Origin of the sequence: Marinobacterium sp. YM272, assembly GCF_050908845.1 — a bacterium.
Taxonomy (GTDB): domain Bacteria; phylum Pseudomonadota; class Gammaproteobacteria; order Pseudomonadales; family Balneatricaceae; genus Marinobacterium_D.
In genome coordinates this window covers 1,786,064-1,810,332 of the sequence record NZ_CP194171.1, presented here as the reverse complement: position 1 = coordinate 1,810,332, position 24,269 = coordinate 1,786,064, and the positions used below count along the sequence as shown (strand labels likewise).

At 59.2% G+C, this 24,269-nt stretch carries 24 protein-coding genes; 13 read left to right on the top strand and 11 right to left on the bottom strand.

The window, feature by feature from the left end; all coding sequences use genetic code 11:
• Nucleotides 1-97: 97 nt before the first annotated feature.
• Together ACQUQP_RS08110 and ACQUQP_RS08105 are read left to right on the top strand one after the other, a co-directional pair.
• Nucleotides 98-856, top strand: coding sequence for a TlyA family RNA methyltransferase (locus ACQUQP_RS08110; protein ID WP_432698291.1), 759 nt, complete (start codon nucleotides 98-100; stop codon nucleotides 854-856).
• Nucleotides 857-861: 5 nt separating this feature from the next.
• Nucleotides 862-1,767, top strand: coding sequence for an RluA family pseudouridine synthase (locus ACQUQP_RS08105; RefSeq protein WP_432698290.1), 906 nt, complete (start codon nucleotides 862-864; stop codon nucleotides 1,765-1,767).
• Between the two features lie 69 nt (nucleotides 1,768-1,836).
• Here ACQUQP_RS08105 and ftsZ read toward each other — a convergent pair whose 3' ends face one another.
• Together ftsZ and ftsA are read right to left on the bottom strand one after the other, a co-directional pair.
• On the bottom strand, nucleotides 1,837-3,039 hold the full coding sequence (ftsZ, locus tag ACQUQP_RS08100) for a cell division protein FtsZ (RefSeq protein ID WP_432698289.1): 1,203 nt from the start codon (nucleotides 3,037-3,039) through the stop codon (nucleotides 1,837-1,839).
• A gap of 108 nt (nucleotides 3,040-3,147) precedes the next feature.
• Nucleotides 3,148-4,410, bottom strand: coding sequence for a cell division protein FtsA (ftsA, locus tag ACQUQP_RS08095; RefSeq protein ID WP_432698288.1), 1,263 nt, complete (start codon nucleotides 4,408-4,410; stop codon nucleotides 3,148-3,150).
• Between the two features lie 511 nt (nucleotides 4,411-4,921).
• On the opposite strand from ftsA, the gene ACQUQP_RS08090 reads away from it, so the two are divergent.
• On the top strand, nucleotides 4,922-6,616 hold the full coding sequence (locus tag ACQUQP_RS08090; protein WP_432698287.1) for a phosphoethanolamine transferase: 1,695 nt from the start codon (nucleotides 4,922-4,924) through the stop codon (nucleotides 6,614-6,616).
• A 9-nt stretch (nucleotides 6,617-6,625) separates the two neighbouring features.
• On the opposite strand, the gene ACQUQP_RS08085 is transcribed toward ACQUQP_RS08090, so the two are convergent.
• Genes ACQUQP_RS08085 through ACQUQP_RS08065 form a run of 5 tightly spaced genes read right to left on the bottom strand, consistent with a single transcriptional unit; the run spans nucleotide 6,626 to nucleotide 10,318 of the window.
• A complete protein-coding gene (locus tag ACQUQP_RS08085) occupies nucleotides 6,626-7,834 on the bottom strand; it encodes a sensor histidine kinase (RefSeq protein WP_432698286.1) in 1,209 nt (402 codons plus the stop codon).
• Complete coding sequence (locus ACQUQP_RS08080) at nucleotides 7,831-8,523, bottom strand: response regulator transcription factor (protein WP_432698285.1); 693 nt, start codon at nucleotides 8,521-8,523, stop codon at nucleotides 7,831-7,833. Before ACQUQP_RS08080 ends, ACQUQP_RS08085 begins: the two co-directional genes overlap by 4 nt.
• Nucleotides 8,486-9,262 carry a phosphatase PAP2 family protein gene (locus ACQUQP_RS08075; RefSeq protein WP_432698284.1) on the bottom strand — a complete coding sequence of 259 codons (777 nt, stop codon included), beginning with the start codon at nucleotides 9,260-9,262 and terminating at the stop codon, nucleotides 8,486-8,488. The genes ACQUQP_RS08080 and ACQUQP_RS08075 overlap by 38 nt, the downstream gene beginning before the upstream one ends.
• Before the next feature lie 33 nt (nucleotides 9,263-9,295).
• Complete coding sequence (locus tag ACQUQP_RS08070) at nucleotides 9,296-9,949, bottom strand: gamma-glutamylcyclotransferase (protein ID WP_432698283.1); 654 nt, start codon at nucleotides 9,947-9,949, stop codon at nucleotides 9,296-9,298.
• Between the two features lie 15 nt (nucleotides 9,950-9,964).
• Nucleotides 9,965-10,318: a hypothetical protein gene (locus tag ACQUQP_RS08065; protein WP_432698282.1), complete on the bottom strand. Its 354-nt coding sequence runs from the start codon at nucleotides 10,316-10,318 to the stop codon at nucleotides 9,965-9,967.
• Between the two features lie 133 nt (nucleotides 10,319-10,451).
• Here ACQUQP_RS08065 and ACQUQP_RS08060 point away from each other — a divergent pair, with 133 nt between their 5' ends.
• The 5 genes from ACQUQP_RS08060 (at nucleotide 10,452) to ACQUQP_RS08040 (ending at nucleotide 15,197) form a co-directional block, all read left to right on the top strand.
• Complete coding sequence (locus ACQUQP_RS08060; RefSeq protein ID WP_432698281.1) at nucleotides 10,452-11,093, top strand: O-methyltransferase; 642 nt, start codon at nucleotides 10,452-10,454, stop codon at nucleotides 11,091-11,093.
• Nucleotides 11,094-11,114: 21 nt separating this feature from the next.
• On the top strand, nucleotides 11,115-13,484 hold the full coding sequence (locus tag ACQUQP_RS08055; protein ID WP_432698280.1) for an intermembrane phospholipid transport protein YdbH family protein: 2,370 nt from the start codon (nucleotides 11,115-11,117) through the stop codon (nucleotides 13,482-13,484).
• A 93-nt stretch (nucleotides 13,485-13,577) separates the two neighbouring features.
• A complete protein-coding gene (locus ACQUQP_RS08050) occupies nucleotides 13,578-13,775 on the top strand; it encodes a YnbE family lipoprotein (RefSeq protein ID WP_432698279.1) in 198 nt (65 codons plus the stop codon).
• Between the two features lie 13 nt (nucleotides 13,776-13,788).
• Nucleotides 13,789-14,124, top strand: a complete 336-nt coding sequence (locus ACQUQP_RS08045) for a YdbL family protein (protein ID WP_432698278.1) — start codon at nucleotides 13,789-13,791, stop codon at nucleotides 14,122-14,124.
• A 14-nt stretch (nucleotides 14,125-14,138) separates the two neighbouring features.
• Nucleotides 14,139-15,197: a lipid A deacylase LpxR family protein gene (locus ACQUQP_RS08040; RefSeq protein ID WP_432698277.1), complete on the top strand. Its 1,059-nt coding sequence runs from the start codon at nucleotides 14,139-14,141 to the stop codon at nucleotides 15,195-15,197.
• Nucleotides 15,198-15,204: 7 nt separating this feature from the next.
• Here ACQUQP_RS08040 and ACQUQP_RS08035 read toward each other — a convergent pair whose 3' ends face one another.
• On the bottom strand, nucleotides 15,205-17,142 hold the full coding sequence (locus ACQUQP_RS08035; protein WP_432698276.1) for a TonB-dependent copper receptor: 1,938 nt from the start codon (nucleotides 17,140-17,142) through the stop codon (nucleotides 15,205-15,207).
• Nucleotides 17,143-17,427: 285 nt separating this feature from the next.
• Here ACQUQP_RS08035 and ACQUQP_RS08030 point away from each other — a divergent pair, with 285 nt between their 5' ends.
• Nucleotides 17,428-17,793, top strand: a complete 366-nt coding sequence (locus ACQUQP_RS08030; protein ID WP_432698275.1) for a hypothetical protein — start codon at nucleotides 17,428-17,430, stop codon at nucleotides 17,791-17,793.
• 97 nt (nucleotides 17,794-17,890) lie between these two features.
• On the opposite strand, the gene ACQUQP_RS08025 is transcribed toward ACQUQP_RS08030, so the two are convergent.
• On the bottom strand, nucleotides 17,891-19,045 hold the full coding sequence (locus ACQUQP_RS08025; protein WP_432698274.1) for a DUF5610 domain-containing protein: 1,155 nt from the start codon (nucleotides 19,043-19,045) through the stop codon (nucleotides 17,891-17,893).
• Nucleotides 19,046-19,240: 195 nt separating this feature from the next.
• Between ACQUQP_RS08025 and ACQUQP_RS08020 the strand changes: the two genes are divergently transcribed.
• Nucleotides 19,241-19,741, top strand: coding sequence for a GNAT family N-acetyltransferase (locus ACQUQP_RS08020; protein WP_432698273.1), 501 nt, complete (start codon nucleotides 19,241-19,243; stop codon nucleotides 19,739-19,741).
• Here ACQUQP_RS08020 and ACQUQP_RS08015 read toward each other — a convergent pair.
• Complete coding sequence (locus ACQUQP_RS08015; protein ID WP_432698272.1) at nucleotides 19,730-20,275, bottom strand: YaeQ family protein; 546 nt, start codon at nucleotides 20,273-20,275, stop codon at nucleotides 19,730-19,732. The genes ACQUQP_RS08020 and ACQUQP_RS08015 overlap by 12 nt on opposite strands.
• A gap of 72 nt (nucleotides 20,276-20,347) precedes the next feature.
• Here ACQUQP_RS08015 and ACQUQP_RS08010 point away from each other — a divergent pair, with 72 nt between their 5' ends.
• The 3 genes from ACQUQP_RS08010 to ACQUQP_RS08000 all read left to right on the top strand — a co-directional run bounded on the left by ACQUQP_RS08010 (nucleotide 20,348) and on the right by ACQUQP_RS08000 (nucleotide 23,510).
• A complete protein-coding gene (locus tag ACQUQP_RS08010) occupies nucleotides 20,348-20,971 on the top strand; it encodes a DUF2238 domain-containing protein (protein WP_432698271.1) in 624 nt (207 codons plus the stop codon).
• A gap of 2 nt (nucleotides 20,972-20,973) precedes the next feature.
• Nucleotides 20,974-22,311: a magnesium transporter gene (locus tag ACQUQP_RS08005; RefSeq protein ID WP_432698270.1), complete on the top strand. Its 1,338-nt coding sequence runs from the start codon at nucleotides 20,974-20,976 to the stop codon at nucleotides 22,309-22,311.
• Between the two features lie 239 nt (nucleotides 22,312-22,550).
• Nucleotides 22,551-23,510 carry a methylenetetrahydrofolate reductase gene (locus ACQUQP_RS08000; protein WP_432698269.1) on the top strand — a complete coding sequence of 320 codons (960 nt, stop codon included), beginning with the start codon at nucleotides 22,551-22,553 and terminating at the stop codon, nucleotides 23,508-23,510.
• Here the strand turns inward: ACQUQP_RS08000 and ACQUQP_RS07995 are convergent.
• Nucleotides 23,507-24,250 (bottom strand): retropepsin-like aspartic protease family protein, encoded by a 744-nt coding sequence (locus tag ACQUQP_RS07995; RefSeq protein WP_432698268.1) that lies wholly within the window; start codon nucleotides 24,248-24,250, stop codon nucleotides 23,507-23,509. The genes ACQUQP_RS08000 and ACQUQP_RS07995 overlap by 4 nt on opposite strands.
• Between the last annotated feature and the right edge of the window lie 19 nt (nucleotides 24,251-24,269).

The following is a 24,269-nucleotide window of genomic DNA, read 5'->3' as shown; positions in this document are numbered from 1 at the left end:
ACCTCAGGCTGCGCGAGCGACCCGACCGGGTCGCTCGCATACTCCTCCCCCCGCAAACCCGCTATACTTGCCCGCTTTCGACAATTCGGATCAAACGATGCAACGCCTGGATATACTGCTGGTGGAACGAGGCCTGGTGGCCAGTCGCGCCCGCGCGCAACGGCTGATCAAGGAAGGACGGGTAAAAGTCGACAGCGGAGGCTGGCAGGTCGCGCAGAAACCGGGGCTGAAGCTGCCGGCGGAAACAGCGATCGAGATCGAGACTGACGAAAGCGACCTGTACGTTTCCCGCGGGGCGCTTAAGCTGCTGCCGTCGCTGAAAACCTTCGCGCCAGACCTGACCTCCCTGACCGCCCTCGATGTGGGTCAATCCACCGGCGGCTTCACCGACTGTCTGCTGCAGCACGGCATCGCCCGGGTGGTCGGCATCGAAGTGGGGCATGACCAACTCGCCGAAGCCTTGCGCGAAGATCCGCGCGTTATCTGTATCGAAGGCTATAACGCCCGCAACCTGGGCGGGGATATACTGCCCCATAACGACGGACAGGCGTTCGATCTGGCAGTGATGGATGTCTCTTTTATCTCCCAGACGCTGATACTGGATGGACTGGCCGCTCTGCTCAAACCCGGGGGACTGCTGTTCACCCTGGTCAAGCCTCAGTTTGAGGTGGGGCCCGAACATATCGGCAAGGGCGGGATAGTACGTGACGCCTCACTCTACCCCGAGGTTCGTCATAAAATTGAAAGCCAACTGACCTCCCTTGGATTTACTATCCTCGATTACACCGACAGCCCTGTTCTGGGCGGCGACGGTAATCGTGAATTTGTGCTGGTGGCACGTAAACAGGAAGCCTGAGTTCGATGAAACTGACACTGGAGCGCACCATCGACGCTCAGAACAGCGGCCGTAAAGCGGTCGACTACCTGGCCGAAGGCTCGGGACTGCCCAAGCAGCGGATCAAGGATGCCATGACCAAGGGCGCCGTGTGGCTGCGACGCGGGCGCAACCGCAAGCGACTGCGCAAGGCCACCGAGGTACTCAAAAAAGATGACCAGCTGGTGCTGTTCTATGATGCCGAACTGCTGTCGCGCACCGCTGACGCACCTATCTGCCTGCACGATGCTCGCGCCTATTCGGTCTGGTTCAAGCCCGCCGGTATTCTCTCCCAGGGCAACGATTACGGCGATCATCTGTCGCTGCTGCGAATCGCGGAACAGCAGCTTGAGCCCAAACGCGCCGCTTTTCCGGTTCACCGGCTGGACCGGGAAACCGCCGGCCTGGTACTTATAGCTCACAAGGCGGGGATTGCCGCCCAGCTCTCTGCGCTGTTTCGTGACAATCAGGTGGATAAAATCTACCGCACCCGGGTATTGGGATACACGCCGGACGCAGGCAGCGTGGACGCGCGACTGGATGGCAAACGGGCACACACCCGCTATCGCCGTCTGGCGTTCGATGCCGTTGCTAACATGTCGGAACTGGAGGTGCAGATCGATACGGGACGAACCCATCAGATCCGCCGCCACCTGGCAGGAATAGACCACCCGGTCATTGGTGATCCCAGGTACGGTCAGGGCAACAAACACCCGGCGGGACTGCAGCTCTGGGCCCTGGGCCTGAGTTTCACCTGCCCCTTAAGCCGACAGAAAGCCAGTTTCGAGCTGTCGGAGGCGTTCCTGCAGCAGCATGGCCAGTACATAGAACTGGCGGGCCTGCGTCCGGGAAGTGACGCCTGCCAAATTGAAGAAACGAAAAAACCCGCCTGATAAATGCAGAAATCAGGCGGGAAACCTGGACGGTCCGAAGACCGCTTCAGTTAGGCTAAGGGTTCAGACTCAGTCGGCCTGGCGTCGCAGAAACGCCGGGATATCCAGAAAGTCCATATCGTCGGTACCGGTACGTTTCATCTCCACCTGAGGTTCCTGCTCCGCTTTCTTCACGGTGCGCTCTTCGTTCTGGCGGTTACGCATCACGGTAGGAAGCTCCATCTGCGCGAAGTCGGTGGTGGTAGAGGCGCTTGCGCGACTGCGGGCAGTGGTGGCAGTTGTGTCACCGTTGGCTACGCGTACCGCAGCGCTTTCCGCCTTGGCAAGGCCGGTGGCAACCACGGTCACTTTCAACTCTTCGGCCATATCCGGATCGATAACGGTACCCACTACAATAGTGGCGTTATCGGACGCATACTCTTCAACCAGGTCACCGATTTCAGAGAATTCGCCCAGCCCCAGATCCATGCCGGCGGTAATGTTGACCAGAATGCCGCTGGCACCCTTCAGGTCCACATCTTCCAGCAGCGGGCTGTTGATGGCAGCCAATGTCGCTTCCTCGGCACGGCTATCACCGCGCGCGGTTCCTGTACCCATCATCGCCATGCCCATTTCGGACATCACGGTGCGTACGTCGGCAAAGTCCACGTTGATCATGCCCGGACGGATAATCAGGTCGGCAATCCCCTGAACAGCACCTTTCAGCACATCATTGGCGGTGCCAAATGCCTGTATCAGGCTACAATTCTTGCCCAGTACCGGCAGCAGTTTTTCATTCGGGATGATGATCAGGGAATCAACGCTTTCCTGCAGCTCACGTATGCCCTGATCGGCAATCTTCATGCGCTTGCGCCCTTCGAACGGGAACGGACGGGTGACCACGGCAACGGTCAGGATCCCCATCTCACGCGCAACCTCGGCAACAATAGGTGCAGCACCGGTGCCGGTACCACCGCCCATGCCGGCGGTGATAAACACCATATCGGCACCGGAGAGTGACTCAGCGATGCGGTCGCGGTCTTCCATGGCGGCAGAACGACCCACCTCAGGGTTGGCGCCAGCGCCGAGTCCCTTGGTCAGTTCACCGCCGATATGAAGCACGGTGCGCGCGGCCAGCTTGCTTAGCGCCTGGGCGTCGGTGTTTGCACAGATGAACTCCACCCCTTCAACTTCTGAAGTCACCATGTGATCGACAGCATTACCACCGCCACCACCGACGCCCACCACCTTGATAACTGCACTCTGCGGTACGCTATCAACCAGTTCAAACATGTCTGCATCTCCTTCCAGGTTTTTTAACTTCCCGATTCTGCGTCGGGTTACTGCACTTAATTAAAAATAAAAGCCTTTCCCTTTTTCAGCACTGCTGTCGGTAGCTGCTTAAAAATTGCCCTGCAACCAAGCCTTCATGCGGCCGAACATATCGGGAAACTGAAAACGGCTGGCGGAATCCAACTCTTCCGGTGTTCTCGCCGCCAAGGGCGCGGATTCCACCGCACCCATGGATTCTTTTGCGTAGTGCAACAGGCCGATCGATGTTGCATAAATCGGGTTGCGCAGCAGTTCTTCCATGCCACGTACCCCCTGGGGCCGCGACAACCGCACCGGCATATGGAAAATCTCCTCGGCCAGTTCGACCGCCCCCTCCATCTTCGCGGTACCGCCGGTCAGCACGATGCCGCCGGCGATCAGATCCTCGAAACCGGAACGGCGCAGTTCCGCCTGCACCAGCTTGAACAGCTCCTCGTAACGCGGCTCAACCACCTCGGCCAGCGCCTGGCGTGAAAGATCGCGCGCAGGCCGGTCGCCGACACTGGGGACCTTGATCACCTCGTCCGGCCGGGTCAGCTGGGCCAGAGCGCAGGCGTACTTGATCTTCAGCTGTTCCGCATTGAGGGTGGGCGTACGCAGCGCCATGGCGATATCGTTGCTGACCTGGTCGCCGGCGATGGGAATCACCGCCGTGTGGCGAATCGCACCATGGGTATAGACGGCGATATCGGTGGTACCACCGCCGATATCCACCATGCAGACGCCGAGATCCATCTCATCATCGGTGAGCACCGCCTGGCTCGATGCCAGCTGCTCCAGCACAACCGCGTCCACTTCAAGGCCGCAGCGACGGATACACTTTTCAACGTTCTGAATAGCGTTGATGGAACCGGTCACCAGGTGCACCTTGGCTTCCAGTCGCACCCCGGACATACCCAGCGGCTCCCGGATGCCCTCCTGATTATCGATCAGGTATTCCTGCGGCAATATATGCAGGATCTTCTGGTCCGCCGGCACAGCTACCGCGCGGGCGGCATCAATTACCCGCTCCAGGTCATAGTCATTAACCTCGCGATCGCGCACCGCGACGATACCGTGGGAATTCATACTGCTGATATGGCTGCCGGCAATACCGACACTGACCGAGTGGATCTTACAGCCCGCCATCAGCTCCGCTTCTTCCACGGCGCGCTGAATCGACTCGACCGTGGATTCGATATTAACGACGACGCCACGCTTCAATCCCCTTGATGGCTGGGAGCTGAAACCAACAATTTCGATATCGCCGCCCGGTGTGATTTCACCAACCAGGCACACCACTTTCGATGTACCGATATCGAGCGCCACTATCATGTTATTTGCGTTCGTCATATTCGTCCGTGTCCGGATATCTGAAATGATCCTTGGGGATCTGTATCCCGAGAGTTTCAAGCAATTTACAGGCCAGCGCTAAAAAACGATTCCCGAAAACTTGTTAGAGGCAAGTATTGCGCAGTGCTGATTAAAAAATCAACAAAGGCATATTCCTTACTATCGGCAGGATTTTGCCGTTCTAAAGGGCAAAATCTTTGTATTTCAAAACTATAGATTTGCCTAATGTGAAAACTTTTGCCGCTTACCAATTAGCGAGTCAAAAAACTTTCATGTCTTTTCCAAACTAAAAAATCAATATTTAATTTTGAATAACAACCGATTAATCAAATTTTAATTTTGATGTTTTAAGAAATATTCAATATTTAATTTTGATTTTTCACTAGAAATTCAAAACCTGATTTTGATTTTAAACATGGATTTTCCTGCCCGGTATCTGGCTTTCACGTTCCGCTCACACAGACTTCTCTACTCTTTGTCTCACCATCGTTATCAATCTCAGGTTTCGAAGATGACCCGATTCAGGCTTCCCGCCCTACCTGCGCTGAGCCCACTGACCTACTCGGCGCTGCTGACCTTGACTCTGGCCCTGCTGTACAACGGTCCGCTGTGGCAACTTATTCTCGATCAGAGTTATCCCAGCGATCTGAAACGCTGGGGATTTACCCTGGCGTTTTTCAGCTTTATTTATGCCGTGCTACAGCTGTTTATGGGCATGCTGAGCTGGCGCCTGCTAATCAAGCCGCTGGCGATCTTTCTTATTCTGAGCTCCAGCTCGATCAGTTATTTCATGCAGAGTTACGGTATCGTCATCGACAAGGGGATGGTGCAGAACCTGTTTCAGACCGATATGGCCGAGGCCGGTGAACTGCTCAGCTCCGGGTTGATCCTGCACCTGCTGCTGACCGGCGTGCTGCCGGCTCTGATCTTCGTGCTGATTCCGATCAAAAAGGTCGCGCCGGTGCGTATGCTGGCACTGCAGTCCGCCAACCTGTTCGCCTGCCTGGCGCTGATCGGTCTGAACGCGGGGCTTTTATATAAGGACTACTCCTCCCTGTTCCGCAACCACCGCGAGGTGCGCAATCTGGCGGTGCCCTCCAACTTTCTTTATTACGGCGGCCGCTACCTGGCCGGTGCCTACGACCCGGTAGATCGCAGCTTCGAGGTGCTTGGCGCCGATGCGCGCCACATCCCCAGCCCCTTGCGTCAGGTCACTGGCACAGCGAAACCCGATCTGATGGTGGTGGTGGTTGGCGAAACCGCCCGAGCGGACCACTTTTCGCTCAACGGCTATGATCGCGATACCAACCCGGAGCTGGAGCAGCGCAACGTGATCAGCTTCAGCCAGGTGGAATCCTGCGGCACCGCCACCGCCGTTTCCCTGCCCTGCATGTTCTCCTTCCTGGGGCGGGACAAGTTCGACGACACCAAGGCGCTGTTTCAGAGCAATGTGCTCGATGTAATGAATACCGCCAATGTCGATCTGCTCTGGCGTGATAACAACTCGGGCTGCAAAGGCGTGTGTGAACGCATTCCCAGTGAAGCGCCGAAGCAGTTTGTGACTGCTGCCGACTGCAAGGGTGATGAGTGCTTCGATCAGGCGATGCTGAACAGACTGGACCAGTTCCTGGCCAGCGATAACGGCCCGAAACTGCTGGTGCTGCACCAGAAAGGCAGCCACGGCCCGGCCTATTACAAGCGCGTACCGGACAGTTTCCAGAGATTTACGCCGGTGTGTGAAAGCAGCGAACTGCAGACCTGCAGCTCAGGCGATATCGTTAACGCCTATGACAACACGATTCTCTACACCGACCACTTTCTCGCCAGCGTGATCGATTACCTGAAAGCCAAGCAGGCGAACTACAACACCGCCATGCTTTACCTGTCCGATCACGGCGAATCCCTGGGCGAAAGCAATGTCTATCTGCACGGCATGCCCTGGCTGCTGGCGCCGGATGCGCAGAAACATGTACCGATGGTGTTCTGGTCATCCGAGAGTTTCCGCAACAGCCGCGGTATCGATCAGGCCTGTCTGCAGGGTCTTAAAGACAGGGCGCTGAGCCAGGATAACCTGCCCCACTCACTGCTGGGCCTGATGCAGGTTTCCACCGACGTCTACCAGCCGCAGCTGGATATGTTCGCCGGCTGCCGCCAGAGCGACAAACAGCTGGCGCTGCGACCGCTCTCCAGCGATCAGGCCAGTTAGGCGACCCTTCTAGCTATCCAGAAACAGGCGGGCACGGTAGATACCGGCGTCCGCCTGACGCTCACAGCGACAGCCCGCCTTTTCACACAACAGATCCACAATCTGCAGACCGTAACCAAAATGACTGCCTTCTGCCGGCTCCTGCTCAGCGATCTGATTTGATATCTCGACGCCAGCGCTGCTAAGCGCCAGCTCGATGTCGCCCTCACCGTGGTCCAGCGCATTGCGCAGCAGGTTATCGAGGATCACCGACAGCACAAAGGGGTCTACAGGCCAACAGGGGGTATCGCTGCCACTGACCTGAAGCCGCTCATCCAGCCCCGGCGTCAGATTGCGCAGCTGCTCGATCAGCTCGTTAAATTCTGCCTCGTCCAGGTTCTGCTGCTCATCCCGCTTTTCTCGGCTGAGCCAGAGAAAGGCATCAAGAAGCTTTAACATCCGCTGCAACGCCACATCGATGCGCGCCACCGCCCGCTGCTGCAGGCGATTGCCGGCAGCCGTTTCACGCAGCAGGTCGGCAGAGCTGCTGATCGCCGTCAGCGGCGACCTCAATTCATGGCTGGCAAAACGGGTGAAGTTGCGTTCCCGGTCGATAAAACCGGAGATGCGCTTGAGCAGCTCGGCGATTTTCTGTGACATCTGCCCCAGGTCATCATCACGCAGCAGGGGTTCCAGTTCCGGCCGGGCCGGATCGACGGCGGCCACGGCACGGGTCAGCTGCCGTACCGGCCGGGTCTGATACCAGATCAGGCTCAGTGTCAGCCCCATGGTGCCAAACGTAAACAGCAGGATTCCGCCGATGACCAGAGCCGCCTCGGCAAACTCCGAATCATCCGCCGCCAGCAGTCCGGTCACATCATGCAGGTAGACGAAATAGGTCTGCCCGGTGGCCGACGCCTGGCGCACAAGCAGCATTTCACTGGCAGGCAGTTCGAAGTTTCCTAACTGCACCGGATCGGCGTAGGGTTTTAGTTCGGCCGGCAGTTCATCGACACTTACATACAGCGTCGCCAGATCCTCAAAGCCCGCAGTCTCATGGGGTAAAGTACCATCCGCCACCGGCTCATAATGATCGGCGAGATAATCCAGCACCCGGGCCTCGTGGTTTCCTTCCAGGCCCTCCACGTAATGCCAGCCGATCAGAAAGTACAGGCCGGTCAGCACCAGCGTCGAGATGCCAATGGTCCAGATAAGACGGGCAGTGAAATTGAGTTTCAAGGCTGTGGCTCCGGTTCGAGCAGGCAGACGCCCTGCCCCCTGCGGGTCTGCAACATGGCGTGTGCAAACGGCTTGTCGAGTTTCTGTCGCAGCTGATAGAGCAGCGAGCGCAGTGCATCGCTCTCCGGCGGCTCTTCGCCCCAGAGCGCCTGTTCCAGCTCGGTGCGGGAGATCACCCGCGGAGACTGCGCCACCAGGTAATGCAGCAGCTGGAACATCTGCGGTGTCAGCGCCAGCTCACGCCCCTCACGGGTGGCCAGCTGACTGTCCAGATCGAGCTCCAGCGCGCCCACCGACAGGCGTCGCACCTGCTGGCGGGATACCCGCTGACTCAGGGCGCGGATGCGATAGAGCAGCTCCGCCATGGCGAAAGGTTTGACCAGGTAATCATCGGCGCCGGCCTCGAAACCGAGGATCTTGTCCTCCAGGGTATCCAGGGCGGTCAGGAAGAGCACTGGTGTGGCGCTGCCCTCGCGGCGCAGATGCTCGCACAGGGAGCGACCATCCATGCGCGGCATCATCACATCCAGTACCAGCACATCGTATCGATTGCTGTGGCAGAGGTTCAGCGCCTGCTCGCCGGTGCGGGCGCAATCCACGAGAATGCCGTGGTATTCGAGGTAATCTACGAGTCCTTCCAGAATCTGGGGGTCATCGTCGGCCACCAGGATTTTTATCTGCTTCGACAAAGCTGAGTCCGCTCAGGTTGTTCATCCGGGGTTCCACCGGGCTGCGCTGCTTCACCAGCATCAACCGGGCAATGACTGCCGCCGTGCACCAGCACAGCGTCAGACTCCAGAGATCATGCGACAGGAAGTGCGCTCCGCGCAATTGCTGACACACCCCGAACACCAGCCCCAACGCCAGCGCCATGGCCAGCAGGCGCCACTTCAACCGGGGACAGGCCACCGCGGCAGCGAAATAGACCGCCACCCAGGCGTAGCCGGCACTGGCGTGTCCCGCCGGGAAACAGGCGCCCTCACCGGAACCGTTTACTAGCGCGGACAGCAGCGGCAGATAGGGAAGATCGCCGCCATAGGGCGCCAGATCCCAAGGGCAGTCGATACCGGATACCTGCTTCAGACTGGACACCAGCAGCGTCGCACTGGCCGGTGCCAGCACCAGGTACCCCAGCACCCGTTTATAGGGCTTCAGCCATGAAACGAAAAAGCTGGCAATCAGCGCCGCAAACACCAGCAGCAACAGCAGAATACTGAACCGGCGCCCGCCGCTATGTAGCAGATCGGAAAAAAACCAGTGATCCTTGAACAGCCACTGCTGGCCCTCCAGCGAATACAGCAGATCGGCAAGGGCGCGGTCGAGCTGGAAAGCGCTGATCAGCAGCTGTACACAGAGCGCCGCCAGCAGCGGCAGAAGAACCGGCGCACGCAGAGGCTGGCGGTGCCGGGGAACATCGACTATCAACATGGCATAAACACCTGGACTGGTTCAGTCCGGAGTTTATTTCCGGCTTTGTGAGCCCTGCGTGAATGCCCGGCCTTCGCGCAGCGATGACGGAATCAGGTCGCTACGCTCCACCAGATAGTCGCGGATCGAGGTCTGCCCATCGGCCAGGAAACTGGTATCGAGGAAGTTCTCCAGCACCTCATCGCCATGGGAGGCGGCCGAGACCAGGCAGAATTTCAGGTAGCGGGGAAAGGGCAGAATATCATCGCGCCAGATCCGGCCCTGGTAATGGCGCCCGACACGGTCGTGATACTCCTCCTCGGTGATGCACTTGTTCAGCCGGTAGTCCAGATCGCTATAGCCGGTGCACATACGCGCTGCCGGCTGCGGGCTGCCATCCAGCCCCACCGGGTAAACCTCGACCCAGCGGTAGCGGTGCTCCCGCTCGTAGAGTTCACTGAACTGATCCACCGGGCAATCAAACTGGGCCACGACGATTGATGTGCGATCGCAGGGTTCGGTGGAACAGGAGGACACTTCAAGGCTTTCCGCCGACTGGCCGTGGCCTGCAATAAACAGGATACCTACCTTGTTAAAGATGCGCCGGTATCCCTCCACGCGCACAAGCCGGTAATTTTTCAGACCCGGCACCGTATCCCGAGCCGAGCGCTCCGATAGCAACGAGCCGAACCCTACAACGGAAATCATCCTGCCTCCTTTGCCTTACCAGTAATAGTACAGCGATACCGCGGCAACGATCACCAGCGGCATCATCAGCAGCATGCTTTTAAGATCACCCAGCAGACGCTGAATCAAAAGGATATGCACGACAGGAAAGGTGACAAACATGCAGGAGAGCGGAATCCACCAGTGCAGTTTCAAAAAGCCGAAGGCCATGGCACCAAGCAACGTAATCGCGCCCAGGTTACCGGCCATCACTACGGCAACCTGGCCATTGGGTTTCTGCATAAAAGCCGGCTTCTGCTCCGGCGCCAGCTTGTTCAGCGCGCCGGCGCTCAACGCCGCCGACATGGATACTATTCCAGCAAAAAGAAAGATGTAGAGTGGTTCGACCATAACGCCTCCTCGTCCAGTGAGGGGCAATTGTAGCGGCAGATTGGTCAGGATGATATTTCGACTTTCCGCCGGTAGCGGACGGAAAAGTGTTAAACTCGCGCTTTCTCATTCAACAGCTTTATCGAAACCCTCTATGCCTGAATTTCTCGTTGACGAAGCGATCGAAGATTATGCCTTTTTGCAGACCAGCGCCGAGCCGCCGCTACTGCAGGAACTGATCGATCAGACCAACATCAATATGGGCTGGCCGCAGAAACTCTCGGGTCGCCTGGTCGGACGCACACTGAAACTCCTCGCCGCGATGGTCCAGCCCAAGCAGGCACTGGAGATCGGCATGTTTACCGGCTACTCGGCGCTATCCATCGCCGAGGGGATGCCGAAGGATGGCCGCCTGGTCTGCTGCGAAACCAACCCCCGGGCTATCGAGTTTGCCCAGGGCTTTTTCGACCGCAGCGAACATGGCCACAAGATCGAGGTGATCTTCGGCCGGGCGATGGAAACCATCGAGCAGCTCGATATGCAGCTCGACTTCACCTTTATCGACGCCGACAAACGCAACTACCTGAATTACTATGAGCGGGTGAAGGAGATGACCCGCCCCGGCGGCCTGATCGTGCTCGATAACGTGCTCTGGTCCGGCAAGGTGCTGCAGCCGGAATCGGAGATCGACGATATCCTCGTCGAAACCAACCGGCGCATCGCCTGTGATCCGGACGTGGAAAACGTATTTCTCACCGTACGCGACGGACTTAACGTGGTACGGAAAAAGGACTGACCGACCCAGGCGGGAGGATTGATGCGCAAGCGCAAACTGCTCTGGATACTGCTCCCCCTCCCGCTCCTGCTGCTGGCCGCCTATCTCGCCCTGCCCTACCTGGCGCGCAACCTGATTGAAGACTGGCTGGCCGGACAGGGGTTCGACCAGCCCCGCATTGAACTGACCCATCCCGGCTGGCAGCGGCTGGACGTTCCCCATCTGTCGCTGATACAGCGCAGTGGCGAGCGCAGTATCAGCCTGCAGAGCGATAACATCTCCATCTATTTCGACCCGGTCGATCTGCTGCTGCGCCAGCGCATCGATGAGATCCGTATTCCCGAACTGACGATCACTATCCGCGCCGAGCGCAGCCTCGAGCGACGCATTGAAAGTGCGGGGATCGAAACCTTTAATCTGAACGACTATCCTGCGGCGCTGATTTTCCATTACGCCCCCTCAAGGCGACTGGTGATCGGCCAGTTTCATGTCGACTACCAGGCACCAGACCAGCCGCAAGTGCGCGCCGCCGGTAACCTGGACCTGACACCCAGCGCACTACTGAGCTGGGCAAGGCTCGAACTGCTCGATGACGCCGAAAACTCCCTGGCGGCTCCGCTCTACCTGGACCTGCGTTTCAATCCGCAGCAACAGATAGAACTTAACCTGGTCAGCAACAACCAGCCTTTGCTGACCAGTAGCGGCGAGCTGATCAGCAACGCCGACGACTGGGGCCTGAACCTGGAGAGCCGGCTCAACCTCAAGCCCTTGCTCGACTTTCTGCACCCGCTTGTTCCGCCCCTGCCGCTCTCCGGGGAGGATTTCAGCGGCCAGCTGGACACCCGGTTGAGCAGCCGCTGGCCCGCGCAGATGCCGTTAGACGCCCAAACACTGGTGCAACAGACCCGGGCAGACCTGAACCTCAACCTGCAGGCGCAAGGCCGGCAACTCGTTCTGCCGCAACAGGTCGAGATCGATACGGCCGAGGTCAACGCCGCCGCCGAGATCAGCCTGCAGGAAAACCAGCTACAGCTGCGGATCACGCCGCAGACGCGGATGCAGCTGACCCGTGTGTCGCAACAGCAGCTGCGCCTGGACACTGCAGAGCTGTCGCTGCGCCAGGCGGTCGAGCTGTTGCAGCCACTTCCTGTTGCCGACAACCACAGCGGCGTCCGGCTCAGCCCACTGGAGCTGCGCCTGACACCGACCGGTATTTCCCTGCCGGGCCTCGACAGCCTGGAAACCTCTCCGGTCGAGCTGAGCCTGGGCTATAACCCCGCATCCACAGACCTCAGCTATCACCTTCGCAGCGAGCGCATAAGCGCGGCGTTGTCGGGCCGACAACTGCCTGCCTTCAGTGCTGAACTGACCGGCGGTACGGCAGCGGATGGCCAGCGCGGCAGACTGATCCTGGCCAGCCCCCGCCCGGCGCTATCCTTGAGCGCTGACTGGCTGCTGGCGGCACAGGATTTCAGGGCCGACTGGCGCACACGCAGCGTCAACCTGCCGCCGCTGCTACCGGAGTTGCGACGCTGGATCGACGCCTGGCCTGTGGACCTGGCGTTCACTCACGGCACCCTTGATGCCAAGGGTTATCTGCAGGGCCCCTCGCCCGCGGATGCAAGCCTGTATGCCGACCTCTCGCTCCGTAACCTGGCCTTTGCCTGGGATACCTATGTTGAAACCGACAATGTCAGCGCCGACCTGCAACTGAGGCGCAGTCGCAACGGCAGCCTGACCTCGGCAGGCGAAATCCGCAGCGACCTGCTGCGCACCGGCATCGACCTGCATGACACCGCTGTCAGCTACCGTTACACCCAGCCGGTCAACGCAGAGCCCAGACTTGAGCTGGCCCCGATTAACCAGGCGGTATTTGGCGGCACCGTCAGCCTGCCTGCCTTTGCCTTCAATCCGCTGGATCCGGATTTCAGCGTCAGCGCACAACTTACTGGGATCGAGCTCAGCGAAATTCTGACGCTCTATCAGCAGCCGGGACTGGCCGGCGACACAGCGTTAAACGGCACCCTGCCGATCCGCGTGAAAGGCAGTGAAATCAGCGTCAGCGGCGGCCAGGTCCACAGTGCATCCCCCGGCTGGCTGCGCTATCAGCCCAGTTCGGCACTGAGCAGCACGGCGCAAAACAACCCAGCCCTGCAGCTAGCACTCTCTGCACTGGAGGATCTGCAGATAGAGGCACTGGACCTGGGCGTCAACTATGCACCCGACGGCAGCCTGGAACTGAACAGCCGACTCCGGGGTCACAACCCGGACTGGCAGCAGGGCCGCCCCATCGACCTGTCGCTCAACGTGGAAGAAAATCTTCTGGCACTGTTTAAATCCCTGCAACTCTCGGAGAAGATCGGCGAGTCGCTGCGCAAGAACCTGGAAAACCAGAGTGGATCCGCGCAGTAAGACCCGGTTCAGCTGAACGGCTTTATCTTTATGACAAGAAGATCGGGATTAAAGGAAGCAAGAATCAAAGAACCAACCGGAGGTGTTCTGACAATGCTGATAAAAACTGCGCACTGGCTAGGCCTGCCGGTGGCAATGCTGGCTCTGGCGGCCTGTACGCCCACGGTTCAACTGGCAGCGCCATCGGATCCCATCACCATCAACCTGAACGTGAAGGTAGAGCATGAAGTGCTGGTCAAAGTGGACCGCCAGATCGATACCCTTCTGGAAGAGAACAGCGACCTATTCTGACGGAGGCCAGAACATGAACCTTATGAAACCACGCACACTGATTGCAGCACTGATGCTGTCCCTGTCGCTGCCAGCCTTCGCCCTGTCTCTGGACGAAGCGAAAAGCAAGGGACTGGTGGGTGAACAGAGCACCGGTTACCTGGGAGTGGTCAGCAACAGCCCGAGTGCCGAGGTAAAGTCGCTGGTGCAGGATATCAATACTCAGCGCAAGGCGCTCTATATCGAGAAGGCCAAAAAGGCAGGTGTCGAGCCGCAGATCATGGAGCTTCGTACCGGCGAACGCCTGCTCGACCGGGCGGCGCCCGGCGAGTACGTGCGCACACCCGACGGCCGCTGGGTGCGTAAATAACCATGTGCCCCCGGATGCGGCGTGCGACGCTGCCTTTACTGCTGAGCCTGTCAGCCAGCCCGGCGCTGGTTCAGGCGCTCGAGCTGGAGCCCGCGGAAAAGCCCCGCGACGCCTGGACCCTGAATCTCTACCTGGAAAACGACCTCTTCGCCGATACGGACCAGCAGTACACCAACGGCGTGCGCGCCTCCTGGGTATCGCCGGAGATCAGTAACTTCATCGACGATCCGCGGATCCCCCACTGGGTGCGCAGCGCCAACCGGCGTTTGACCCAGCTCGACCCGGAACCTGAGCCCTTTGAAGAGGACCCCAGACACCACCTGGTAGTCACACTGGGACAGCAGATGTATACCCCGGAAGACCGGGAGCGCACCACACTGGATCCGGATGACCGCCCCTACGCCGGCTGGCTCTACCTGGGTTTCGGGTACCACACCCAGACCCGGCACAAGCTGAAGTCATTCGAAGTGAACCTGGGTGTCATCGGACCCTGGTCCCTGGCTGAAGAGAGCCAGAATTTTATCCATGACCTGCGCGGCTTCGAGCGTTTTAACGGCTGGGATAATCAGCTTCACAACGAACCCGGTATCCAGCTGATCTACGAGCGCAAGCAGCGGCTGTTTCATGGCGGTATTATCGACAATATCCAGCACGACTTTATCGGTCACGCCGGCGGCAGCCTCGGCAACGTAGCGACCTACCTGAACACCGGTGCCGAGTACCGCATCGGTTACCAGCTGCCCCAGGATTTCGGCACCTCGGCACTGCGCCCCGGCGGCGACAACAGCACCCCGGGCAGCGGCGACCCGCGCTTCCACGATCAATGGGGCATCCACGCCTTCGTATCCATCGACGGCCGCTGGGTACTGCGCGATATATTCCTCGACGGTAACACCTTCCGCGACAGTCACTCGGTGGACAAGGAGCATTTAGTGGCGGATGCCGCCTGGGGTGTCGCGGCCACTTACGACCGCTGGAAGCTCTCCCTGGCCCGCTATTACCGCACCCAACAGTTCGAAAAGCAGGACGGGGGCCACAAGTTCGGCTCCATCGCCCTCTCCTACTCTTTCTAGCTTTAACTCAGAACCGGGCGCTCATCCTCACCCAGAGATTGCGACCCGGTTCACTGACCTGCACGCTGTTGCCCAGCAGATCTTCCCGGTTCAGGTGATCGGAGTAACGCTTGTCGAACAGGTTATCGATGCCGGCATCAACACTTAGATTCGCCGTAATATCGTAGCCCGCGTTCAGGTTCACCACGCCGTAACCCGGCGTTTGCTGCAGATCCTGACCGCCACAGTCGCTGCCCGCCAGACACACATCGGACTGCTGTGACACCAGCAGCCAGTCACCACCGGCATGGAAGGCGTCACGCTGGTAATCCAGCGCCAGCGTCGCCGTCAGCGGCGGTATCTGGGACAGATTGGTGTCATCATCGCGGTTGGTGCCTCGGACCCAGGAAACCCCGTTACTCAGACGCCAGTTGGCGTCCAGCTGCCAGGCGAGCTCAAGATCGATGCCATACAGCTGCGCCCCCACATTGGAATAGCGGTTGTTCTTACGCAGGATAAAATCGTCGACACGGTCCAGGTAACCGGAAACCGACCCGCTGAAACGGCCAGCATCGGCGCTGAGCATCAACTCCATCTGCTGGTGAATCTCCGGATCCAGATCCGGGTTACCCTGCCAGCTACCGGCATCGATATAACGCTCGGTGGCATCGGCGGTTCTGACGCTGCGTGACAGCGTTGATTGCAGGCTGAAGCGGTCGTCCAGGCGTTGGTTCCAGGTCAGAAATCCGCTCAGGTTGTTCTCGCTGGCATCGTCATCCGCCGGCGTACGTTTGGCATCCGCGGTCACATGGTCCAGGCGTCCCCCCGCCTTCAGCCAGCTATCGGCCAAGAGGTAATGTTTAACCTCAGCGAACAGACCGGTCTGCTCAATCGTCACGTCCGGCCAGAGATCGCTGACATCCATCCGCATGCCGGAGGGCATAACCATCTGCCGCACGCCTTTGCGGTTGTTCTGCTGATGGTCGACGCCCCACTGCAACTGGTGCCCCCCGATATAACTGTCTATCAGCAGTCGCCCACCGAGGGTATCGGATGAGGTGGGTGCCGCCATCCTCATCATGCCGGCTGGGCGCAGCGAGTAATTATCCATCAGGTGGTCAATATCGGCGCGATAGACCTCCGCACGGATACGCTGGATGGAGGAACCCTGTGGCTGGTGGTCCAGTTTCAGGCGCCAGGTGTCCGCATCACTGTAAGGTGAATCCATACCGGCACCGGGAAAGAGCACATCCTCCTCCCGCACCTGTTCGTAACTTCCCTCCAGCCAGGTGCGATCGGCAACCCGGGCGCCCAACATCAGCGCGTTGGATTCAGTTTCGTAGGAGGAGCGGACCTCATCGCCGGCACCATCTTCATAGTTGCCCGCATCCGCCTTGTCACCGATAAAACGGACGTATCCCCGGTCGCTGCCAGCGGCCAGGTCTGCAACAAGCGTGGATGATTCCCCGTTACCGGCATACCCCGCCGACACTTTACCGCGATAGCCCTTGGCATCGAACTGCGGACGCTCTCGCTCAAACAGCACCGTACCGCCGCTGCCACCCGGGCCGTAAATCACGCTGTGATTTCCTTTCAGGACAACCACGCGGTCATAGCTCTCGGCGGCTGAATAGGTGGTGGGCGGGTCCATACGATTAGGGCAGGCACCGTAGATATAGGCGCCGTCCAGGATCACATTGAGACGGTTCTGCTGCTGCCCCCTGATGACGGGGTCGATACCACGACCACCCATGCGCGAGCCGGAGACACCGGTCAGATCCCGCAACACTTCGCCACCATCGGCGGCGGGCGCCAGCGGCTGGTTCAGATTGAGCTCGCTCTCTGCGGCACTGACCGGCAACGGCTTGATCACCTCGATCAACATCGGCTGATCATCGGCCCAGAGTGGTGTGTTAATCACTCCATACACCGCCAGTATCCAGAACCCACGCCTTGCACTTCGCATCTCGCTTATCCCCTGTTCAACCTGAAAGCTGGAGGGAACTTAAGAGATTCAGGCCTGTCTTGGAATGTGACACAGTGACGCATCACTGCAGCAGAGCCTGTGAAATTTTGGTCGATCGCCAGCGTTAACCGGCGATAACGCCGGTATCTCCTTGGCAAAGACAAACACTGCTGCCGATGCTGGAATGAACATCACTGCCGTATGCACAGGCGCACGGAAGCAAAAGGCACAACGGCGATGATCTGACGTACCTGTCCCTGCGGGTACAGAATGAACGGAGTTAACGTGAAAAAATCGACTATCGCAATTGCAGTAATGGCTTTCTTGCCCGCGGTTTCCATGGCGGGTGATCTGACACTGGACTCCGCCATTGGCGGTGCTATCGGCGGCGCCCTGGGCAGCGCTGTCGGTGCCGAACTGGGTGGCCGGGATGGCGCTATCGCAGGCTCAGGGATTGGCGCCGCCGTCGGCACGGCCGTGAACACCCGGGATTACCGCGACGATCGTCGCTACGACGACCGCTACTCTCGTGATCGCCATGAGTATCGCGATCGCCGTGAGTACCGCGAAGCGCATCACTACTACCACGGCGACCATCGCAATCGCGCCAGCTTCTGCCCGCCGGGACAGGCCAAAAAGGGCCGCTGCTGATCTGTTGCTCCGGATGCTGAGCTAAGGCTCCGGCACCCGACTAGACAAAAAAACCGGCTGAGTGATCAGCCGTTTTTTTTCTGTATGGCGGTGTATCTTAGCTATCCGGCGCGGTGCCGGGCTCGGCGTCCGGCGCTTCCACCGGCGCTACCGCATCGAGCAGCGTGCGCAGGTTGTCAGCGTAGCGCTCCTGTTCTTCAGCCGGCGCTTCGATATAGCGGCTGTCCTGGTTCACCAGTGCTTCGAACAGATCGCGTCCCAGCTGCCCCGGTGCCAACAGATTACCCAGTGAGGGTGCGCCAAAGCTCTGCGCCACCTCTTTCATCAGGTGTCCGAGACGGCGCCCCGGTTTGTCAGCCGTCTGCTCCAGCTGGCTGACCTGCTCATAGCTGGAAATACTGGCGTACTGGCGGGTGTAACTCATATCGAGCTGCATGGAGGCCAGCTCCGCGGCATCGAAATTCAGTGTCCCGCTCTGTTCAAACGCCTTCTGCACATCACCGTTGAAAAACTCGTCAGCGAGGCCGGAGACATCCTTGACCAGGTTCTGCAACGCCTCGATCTCCCCCTCATCCAGGCTGCCTGAAACCGTAAAACTGTATTCACTGTACTCCGACCGGCTCAGGCTGAAGACCGCTGCCGAATTACCCTGCCCATCGGTGGCCGCCGCATAGCCGCTCTGGTAATTCTGGTCGCGGCCGAAGTTGATAGTTACCTCGTCGCCATCCTGGGTGAAGATGGTCAACTGCATCTCCTCGGCATTCTGGAACCGCTCAATGATACTCATGCGGGTACCCATGCCCGAGCTGATGCCGTCTGTGCCGGGCGCCAGCGCGTTGAGCGCTTCAAACGTCAGGCTTTCGGTCTCGTCGACCTGCTCGGCTATCTGCCCATCGAGAAGCTGGAGATTCTCAAGTACTTCACGCGCGTCATCAAAGCCCTTCTGGACGCCGCTGAGTGCCGCATCATACATAGACTGCAGCTTCTCGTCGCTGGCCCCACGTGACCGGGCTGCCTCCAGTCCTGCCGCAACGAAATCGCTGATCCGTGTTGCGACCTTTTCCGGGCTGAAATCCTCGGCATTCAGGGATCGCAGCTCTTCGGCGCCCATGCCCGGGATGTTCTCAGCCAGCTTGGATAGCAGCGCATCTGTGGATCTGTCGCCCACACTGGCAGTATTGCCGCTGGTACTACTGTTGAGTGTCGTACCGATGGGCTGACCATAGACTGATGAGGGATAGATACTGACCACAATCCACTCCGGGGATTAAATTAATCGGCTTCGCGCCTTGGGCGCAGGAACAAAGAATAAAGATAGAGTATCGGCAATTCGGGTCACAAGTTTAGCAGGATTAGTACAGCAATTAGCCAACTGTTGATTTCGCTCCTTGCCAGCAACAGAACGGATCTGTAACTTAACCAGCCGGTCAGATTTCCGGAGAATGCCATGCCCACGCCCCGCCATATAGAGATAATCGAAGCCGACCTAGGACTTCCCGAACAGGCCGCTGCGTTTCGCACGATGATGCAGGCGTACGCCTGTGATCCCTTGGGCGGTGGCAAGCCACTGGCCGCAGCAACCCTCGAACGCCTGCCGATGGCCCTGGCGCTGCGGCAGGACAGCCTTACGCTGCTGGCGTTCTGTAACGGCGAACCCGCCGGACTACTGAACGCATTCGAAGGCTTCTCCACCTTCAAGTGTGCCCCTCTGCTGAATATCCACGACGTTATCGTTGCCAGTGAGTTTCGCGGCCGGGGTCTGGCGGACCAGCTGCTCGACGCCGCTGAAGCGGTCGCCCGTCGTAACGGCTGCTGCAAGCTGACGCTGGAGGTTCTGGAGGGCAATGGCCGGGCCCAGGCGGTTTACCGGCGTAAGGGTTACGCCGGCTACGAGCTGGATCCCGCAACCGGTAAAGCGATGTTCTGGGAAAAACCCTTACACGACTGACACGGGCCGGGGTCTCACCTCGGCGCTGCCGGCCTCACCGGTGAACCAGAGCTCCCCGTCCTGGATTGTGCACTGCAGGCGCATCTGCCGCTCGGCCAGGGCGGTCAGCGTATCGCAGGCGCTGTCATCGATGCGGTAAATATCCAGGTTATCGAGCCGCATCAGCGTCTTGCGTACACCCTGGAACCAGGGGTCGAACTGCTGATCGCTGCCGTATGCCAGCAGCACCACCCGCTTGGCCCGGGAACAGGCCTTGCGCAACCGCTTATCGCTGGGTAATCCCACCTCGATCCAAAGATCAATTTCGCCGCTTGGCGCGTGCTGCCAGAGGTCCGGCTCATCATCCACGCAGAGACCGCGGGTAAAGCTGAGCGCCTCATCTGCAAACATGGCAAAGGCGAGCAGGCGGATCATCATCCGGGTTTCCGTCTCCGAAGGGTGCAGCGCCAGCGTCAGCGGGTACTCGGCGTAATGCTGACGATCCAGGTCGGAGATATTCAGGGTCGCTTTGTAAATAGTTGATTTAAGGGCCATTAACTCTTGATCCACTGAGCCGTCGCGGCGACTATTATTAGGGTACGCTGTAAGCCGCTGAAGGATAGCGCCGTGTTTCGTCTCTGGATACTGATATTTTCACTTGTCTTGACCTGGTCGGCCATTTCGCCGTACGACCGTCTGACCTGGTGGCTGGAGATCGCCCCGGCCCTGGCGGGGGCGGGACTGGTGATCTGGAGCCGCGAGCGCTTCCCACTGACCAGCCTCTGCCTGTGGCTGATCCTGGCCCACTGCATCATTCTGATGGTGGGCGGTCACTACACCTACGCACGGGTACCGCTGTTTGACTGGATCGCCGACTGGCTCGGTCAGACGCGCAACAACTACGACAAGCTTGGTCACCTGGCACAGGGATTTGTCCCGGCAATCATCGCACGGGAGCTGCTGCTAAGGCTCAAGGTGGTTAACGGCCGGGGCTGGTGTGCCTTTTTTGTGGTCTGCTTCTGCCTGGCACTGAGCGCTTTCTACGAATTGATCGAGTGGTGGGTCGCCCTGCTCAGTGGTGCCGGCGCCGAGGCTTTTCTCGGTACCCAGGGATACGTCTGGGACACCCAGTCCGATATGTTCATGGCACTGGTCGGCGCGCTGCTCGCACTTGCCACACTGCACCGCTATCATGACGCGCAGATGGCCCGACTATCTGTTTATTCCACCTCCAGAGACGCCGGCGGCTGATAATGAGCGAAGAGATTACCCAGCGCATTGAACAACTGATTCGTAGCGATGAAGAGGTCGGTGCCCAGCTGTACGCCGAGGTCGCGGAGGATCTGGAACCGGACCAGGTCGCGCTGCTGCTGGAATCCCTGCCGCGTGAAGAGCGTCTGGAGTGCTGGGAACAGGTCCCGGCGGAACAGCGGGTCGATGTCCTGGTCGATATGCGTGCGGAAGCGCGTATCGCTCTGGTGCGGGAGCTCGACACCCAGTCGCTGGATCAACTGATCTCCGACCTGGATGCGGAAACACTGATCGAGCTGGGCGAATCCCTGCCGGACGATGTGGTGGATATTGCGCTTGCACGCATGGACGAGCGCCAGCGTGCCCATTACGAGCGCTCCGCCCAGTTCGATGAAAACGCCATCGGTCGCTACGTGGATCATGATCTGCTGATTCTGCCGCAGAACAGCCGGGTGCGTGACGCCGAGCGCCTGTTGCGCCGCGAAGTGCCCGAGTTCACGACCCACCTCTGGTTGGTAGACCGAACCGGCCGCTATGCCGGTGCGGTACTGACCACACGCCTGTTCGGCCAGCCCGACCACCGCCCGCTCACCGAACTGCTCGACGAAGAGATCGAGCCCCTGGCAGCCCAGCGTTCGCTGAAAGAGGCGAATGAGGCGTTCGAGCATGCCGAAGTGTCCGCCCTGCCGGTGGTCGATGATAGCGGCCTGTTGCTCGGCAGAATGAGCGTGCGGCTCGCGTTCGAACTGCTGCACGAACAGTACGAAGCCCAGTTGATGGCCAGCGCCGGTCTCGACGAGGAGGAGGACCTGTTTGCGCCGGTGCTGCGCAGTTCACGCCGTCGCGCTACCTGGCTCGGGATCAACCTGCTGACCGCCTTCCTTGCCTCCTGGGCGATCGGCCTGTTCGAGGGCACCCTGCAACAGGTGGTGGCGCTGGCGGTGCTGATGCCGGTGGTGGCCTCCATGGGCGGCATTGCCGGCAGCCAGACCCTGACCCTGATTATTCGCGGCCTGGCCCTGGGCCAGATCACCACTGCCAGCGTGATGCCGCTGCTGCGCAAGGAGCTCAGTGTCGGTGGTCTGAACGGGGTGCTCTGGGCCATCGTGATCGGCATTGTCGCGTCCTGGTGGTTCTCCAGCCCCGCTATCGGCCTGGTTATCGCGCTTGCGATTGTCGTCAATATCGCCGCCGCCGCGCTATCCGGCGTGTTGATACCGGTCCTGCTGCACAAACTGAAGATCGACCCGGCCCTGTCCGGCTCGGTTATCCTGACTACCGTTACCGATGTAGTCGGCTTCGTGGTCTTCCTCGGACTAGGCTCGCTATTCCTGCTTTAAGGTCTATCCTCCCGTTGTAGCAGCTGTCTGCATTAACGGCCTTCATACGCCAAAGGGCAGAAAGCCTCTCAAGCATCGCGCTAAAACTCCTTACAAATCAAAATACTAAAGGGTTATTCAGGGCGTTATGAGGCCGATTCACATCAACTACAGAACATTTCATCATATAACTAAACGTACTGAATCATTTTCACGTTTATAATGCTCGCCTGCTATCAACGAGACATTGGATAACCACCATGCACCTGACTCTGCGCGAAAAATTTGCTGACCCTACACGTGGCGTGTACTTCATCGGTACCACCCCTCCTCGTGAGAGCACCAGTGACGAGCAGATGCAGGAGATCGCCGAGAAGCTTCTGGGACGTCTTGCCGCGCTTGAATACGATGGCCTGATCATTTATGACATCCAGGACGAAAGCGAGCGTATCGATACCCCCCGCCCGTTTCCTTTCAAGCGTACCCGCGACCCGCGTGAGTATTCACGCCTGATCGCCGATCTCTCCGACCGCGAGACGATCACCTACAAGAGTGTTGCCCAGCGTAACCGGGCCGATTTCGAGCAGTGGCTGGAGGAAGCCTGGAACGACTTCAACCTGCGCAACGTGGTTCTGGTGGGCAGCCCCTCCTCAGAGGGCGATATCCGCCTGACTCTGCCGGAAGCTTACAAGGCGATCGGCGAGCACCAGCACCCCTTCCACCTGGGCGGCGTCACCATTGCCGAGCGCCACGCACAGAAAGGCAATGAACATGAACGCCTGCTGGGTAAACAGGAAAACGGCGTAGAGTTCTTCGTCTCCCAGGCGGTGTACAACCCCCAGGCCACCATCGATCTGCTCGCCAGCTATGCGCGCACCTGCCGCGAACAGGGTATCGAGCCCAGACGGATCGTGCTGACGTTCACGCCCTGCGGCAGTGCCAAGACGCTGGAGTTTATGGAGTGGCTGGGTATTTCAGTGCCGCCGGCGACCCGCTGGCGCATCCTGGATGCGGAAAACCCGCTGGCGGAGTCGATCCGGATCTGCCAGAACAGTCTCGACCAGATCATCGAGGCCTGCCTGCCGCTGGGCCTGCCGCTGGGGCTGAATATCGAGAGCCTGACCAACCGCAAGGAGGAGATCGATGCGTCGATCCAGCTCTACCGTCTGCTCAAGGCCACGCTGGACCTGAAACTGGCCGAACAGCAGCTGGAGGGTTAATCCTCAGACTCTTTGGACGCTGACAGGGATTCAATCAGCTCATCAGCGTCCATATCTTGTTTCTTTTTCAACTCAGCACGCTGCTCCGTCAGCTCCCGGTAGCGGTCTGGCATCCAGATAATCTGTTCCGCATCGTAATCCACGCGGTAATCAACCTGACGCAGAAAATCCATACCGAGCAGGCCGTCGTGGCCCGCTCCCGAGACCGGATCGATGATCATGGCGCGGGTGGAGCGGATCTTGAACGGGCCTATCTCTATGCGGTCCAGGTTGATGCCGTGCACATCGATCATCTCGCCACTGGCCACGCGCGCCTGACCGGCCCGATAAGTGGCGCCATTAAGCGGTTCCAGCGCGTCCTGATGGAATACCGTGCCTGAGGCACCGGTATCAAGCAGCATCTGAGTGTCCGCCCGGCGATTACCGTACACAGCCCTGACCGGCACAATAACCTGGTTACCGGCCACCTTAACCGGTGTCACCAGCTCGGCCAGGGCTTCATCCAGTTTTTTCAGGCTGCTGGTTATCTCGCGCTTTAAATTCGCCAGTTGCGGATCGGGCCGGGCCGGCGAGCTGCCATCGATCTCCCTGCGGCTCTCTACCCGGTCCCGGTACTGGTGGGGTATCTGGCTTTCGCTGTTGACGTAAACCTTGCGGCCCTTATCGTCGACGTAGTGGAAAATCTCCGCCGATGCAGAACAAGCAAACAGCACCAGGAAACCCAGTAACAATTTACGCATGAGCCTTCTCCCGCCAACG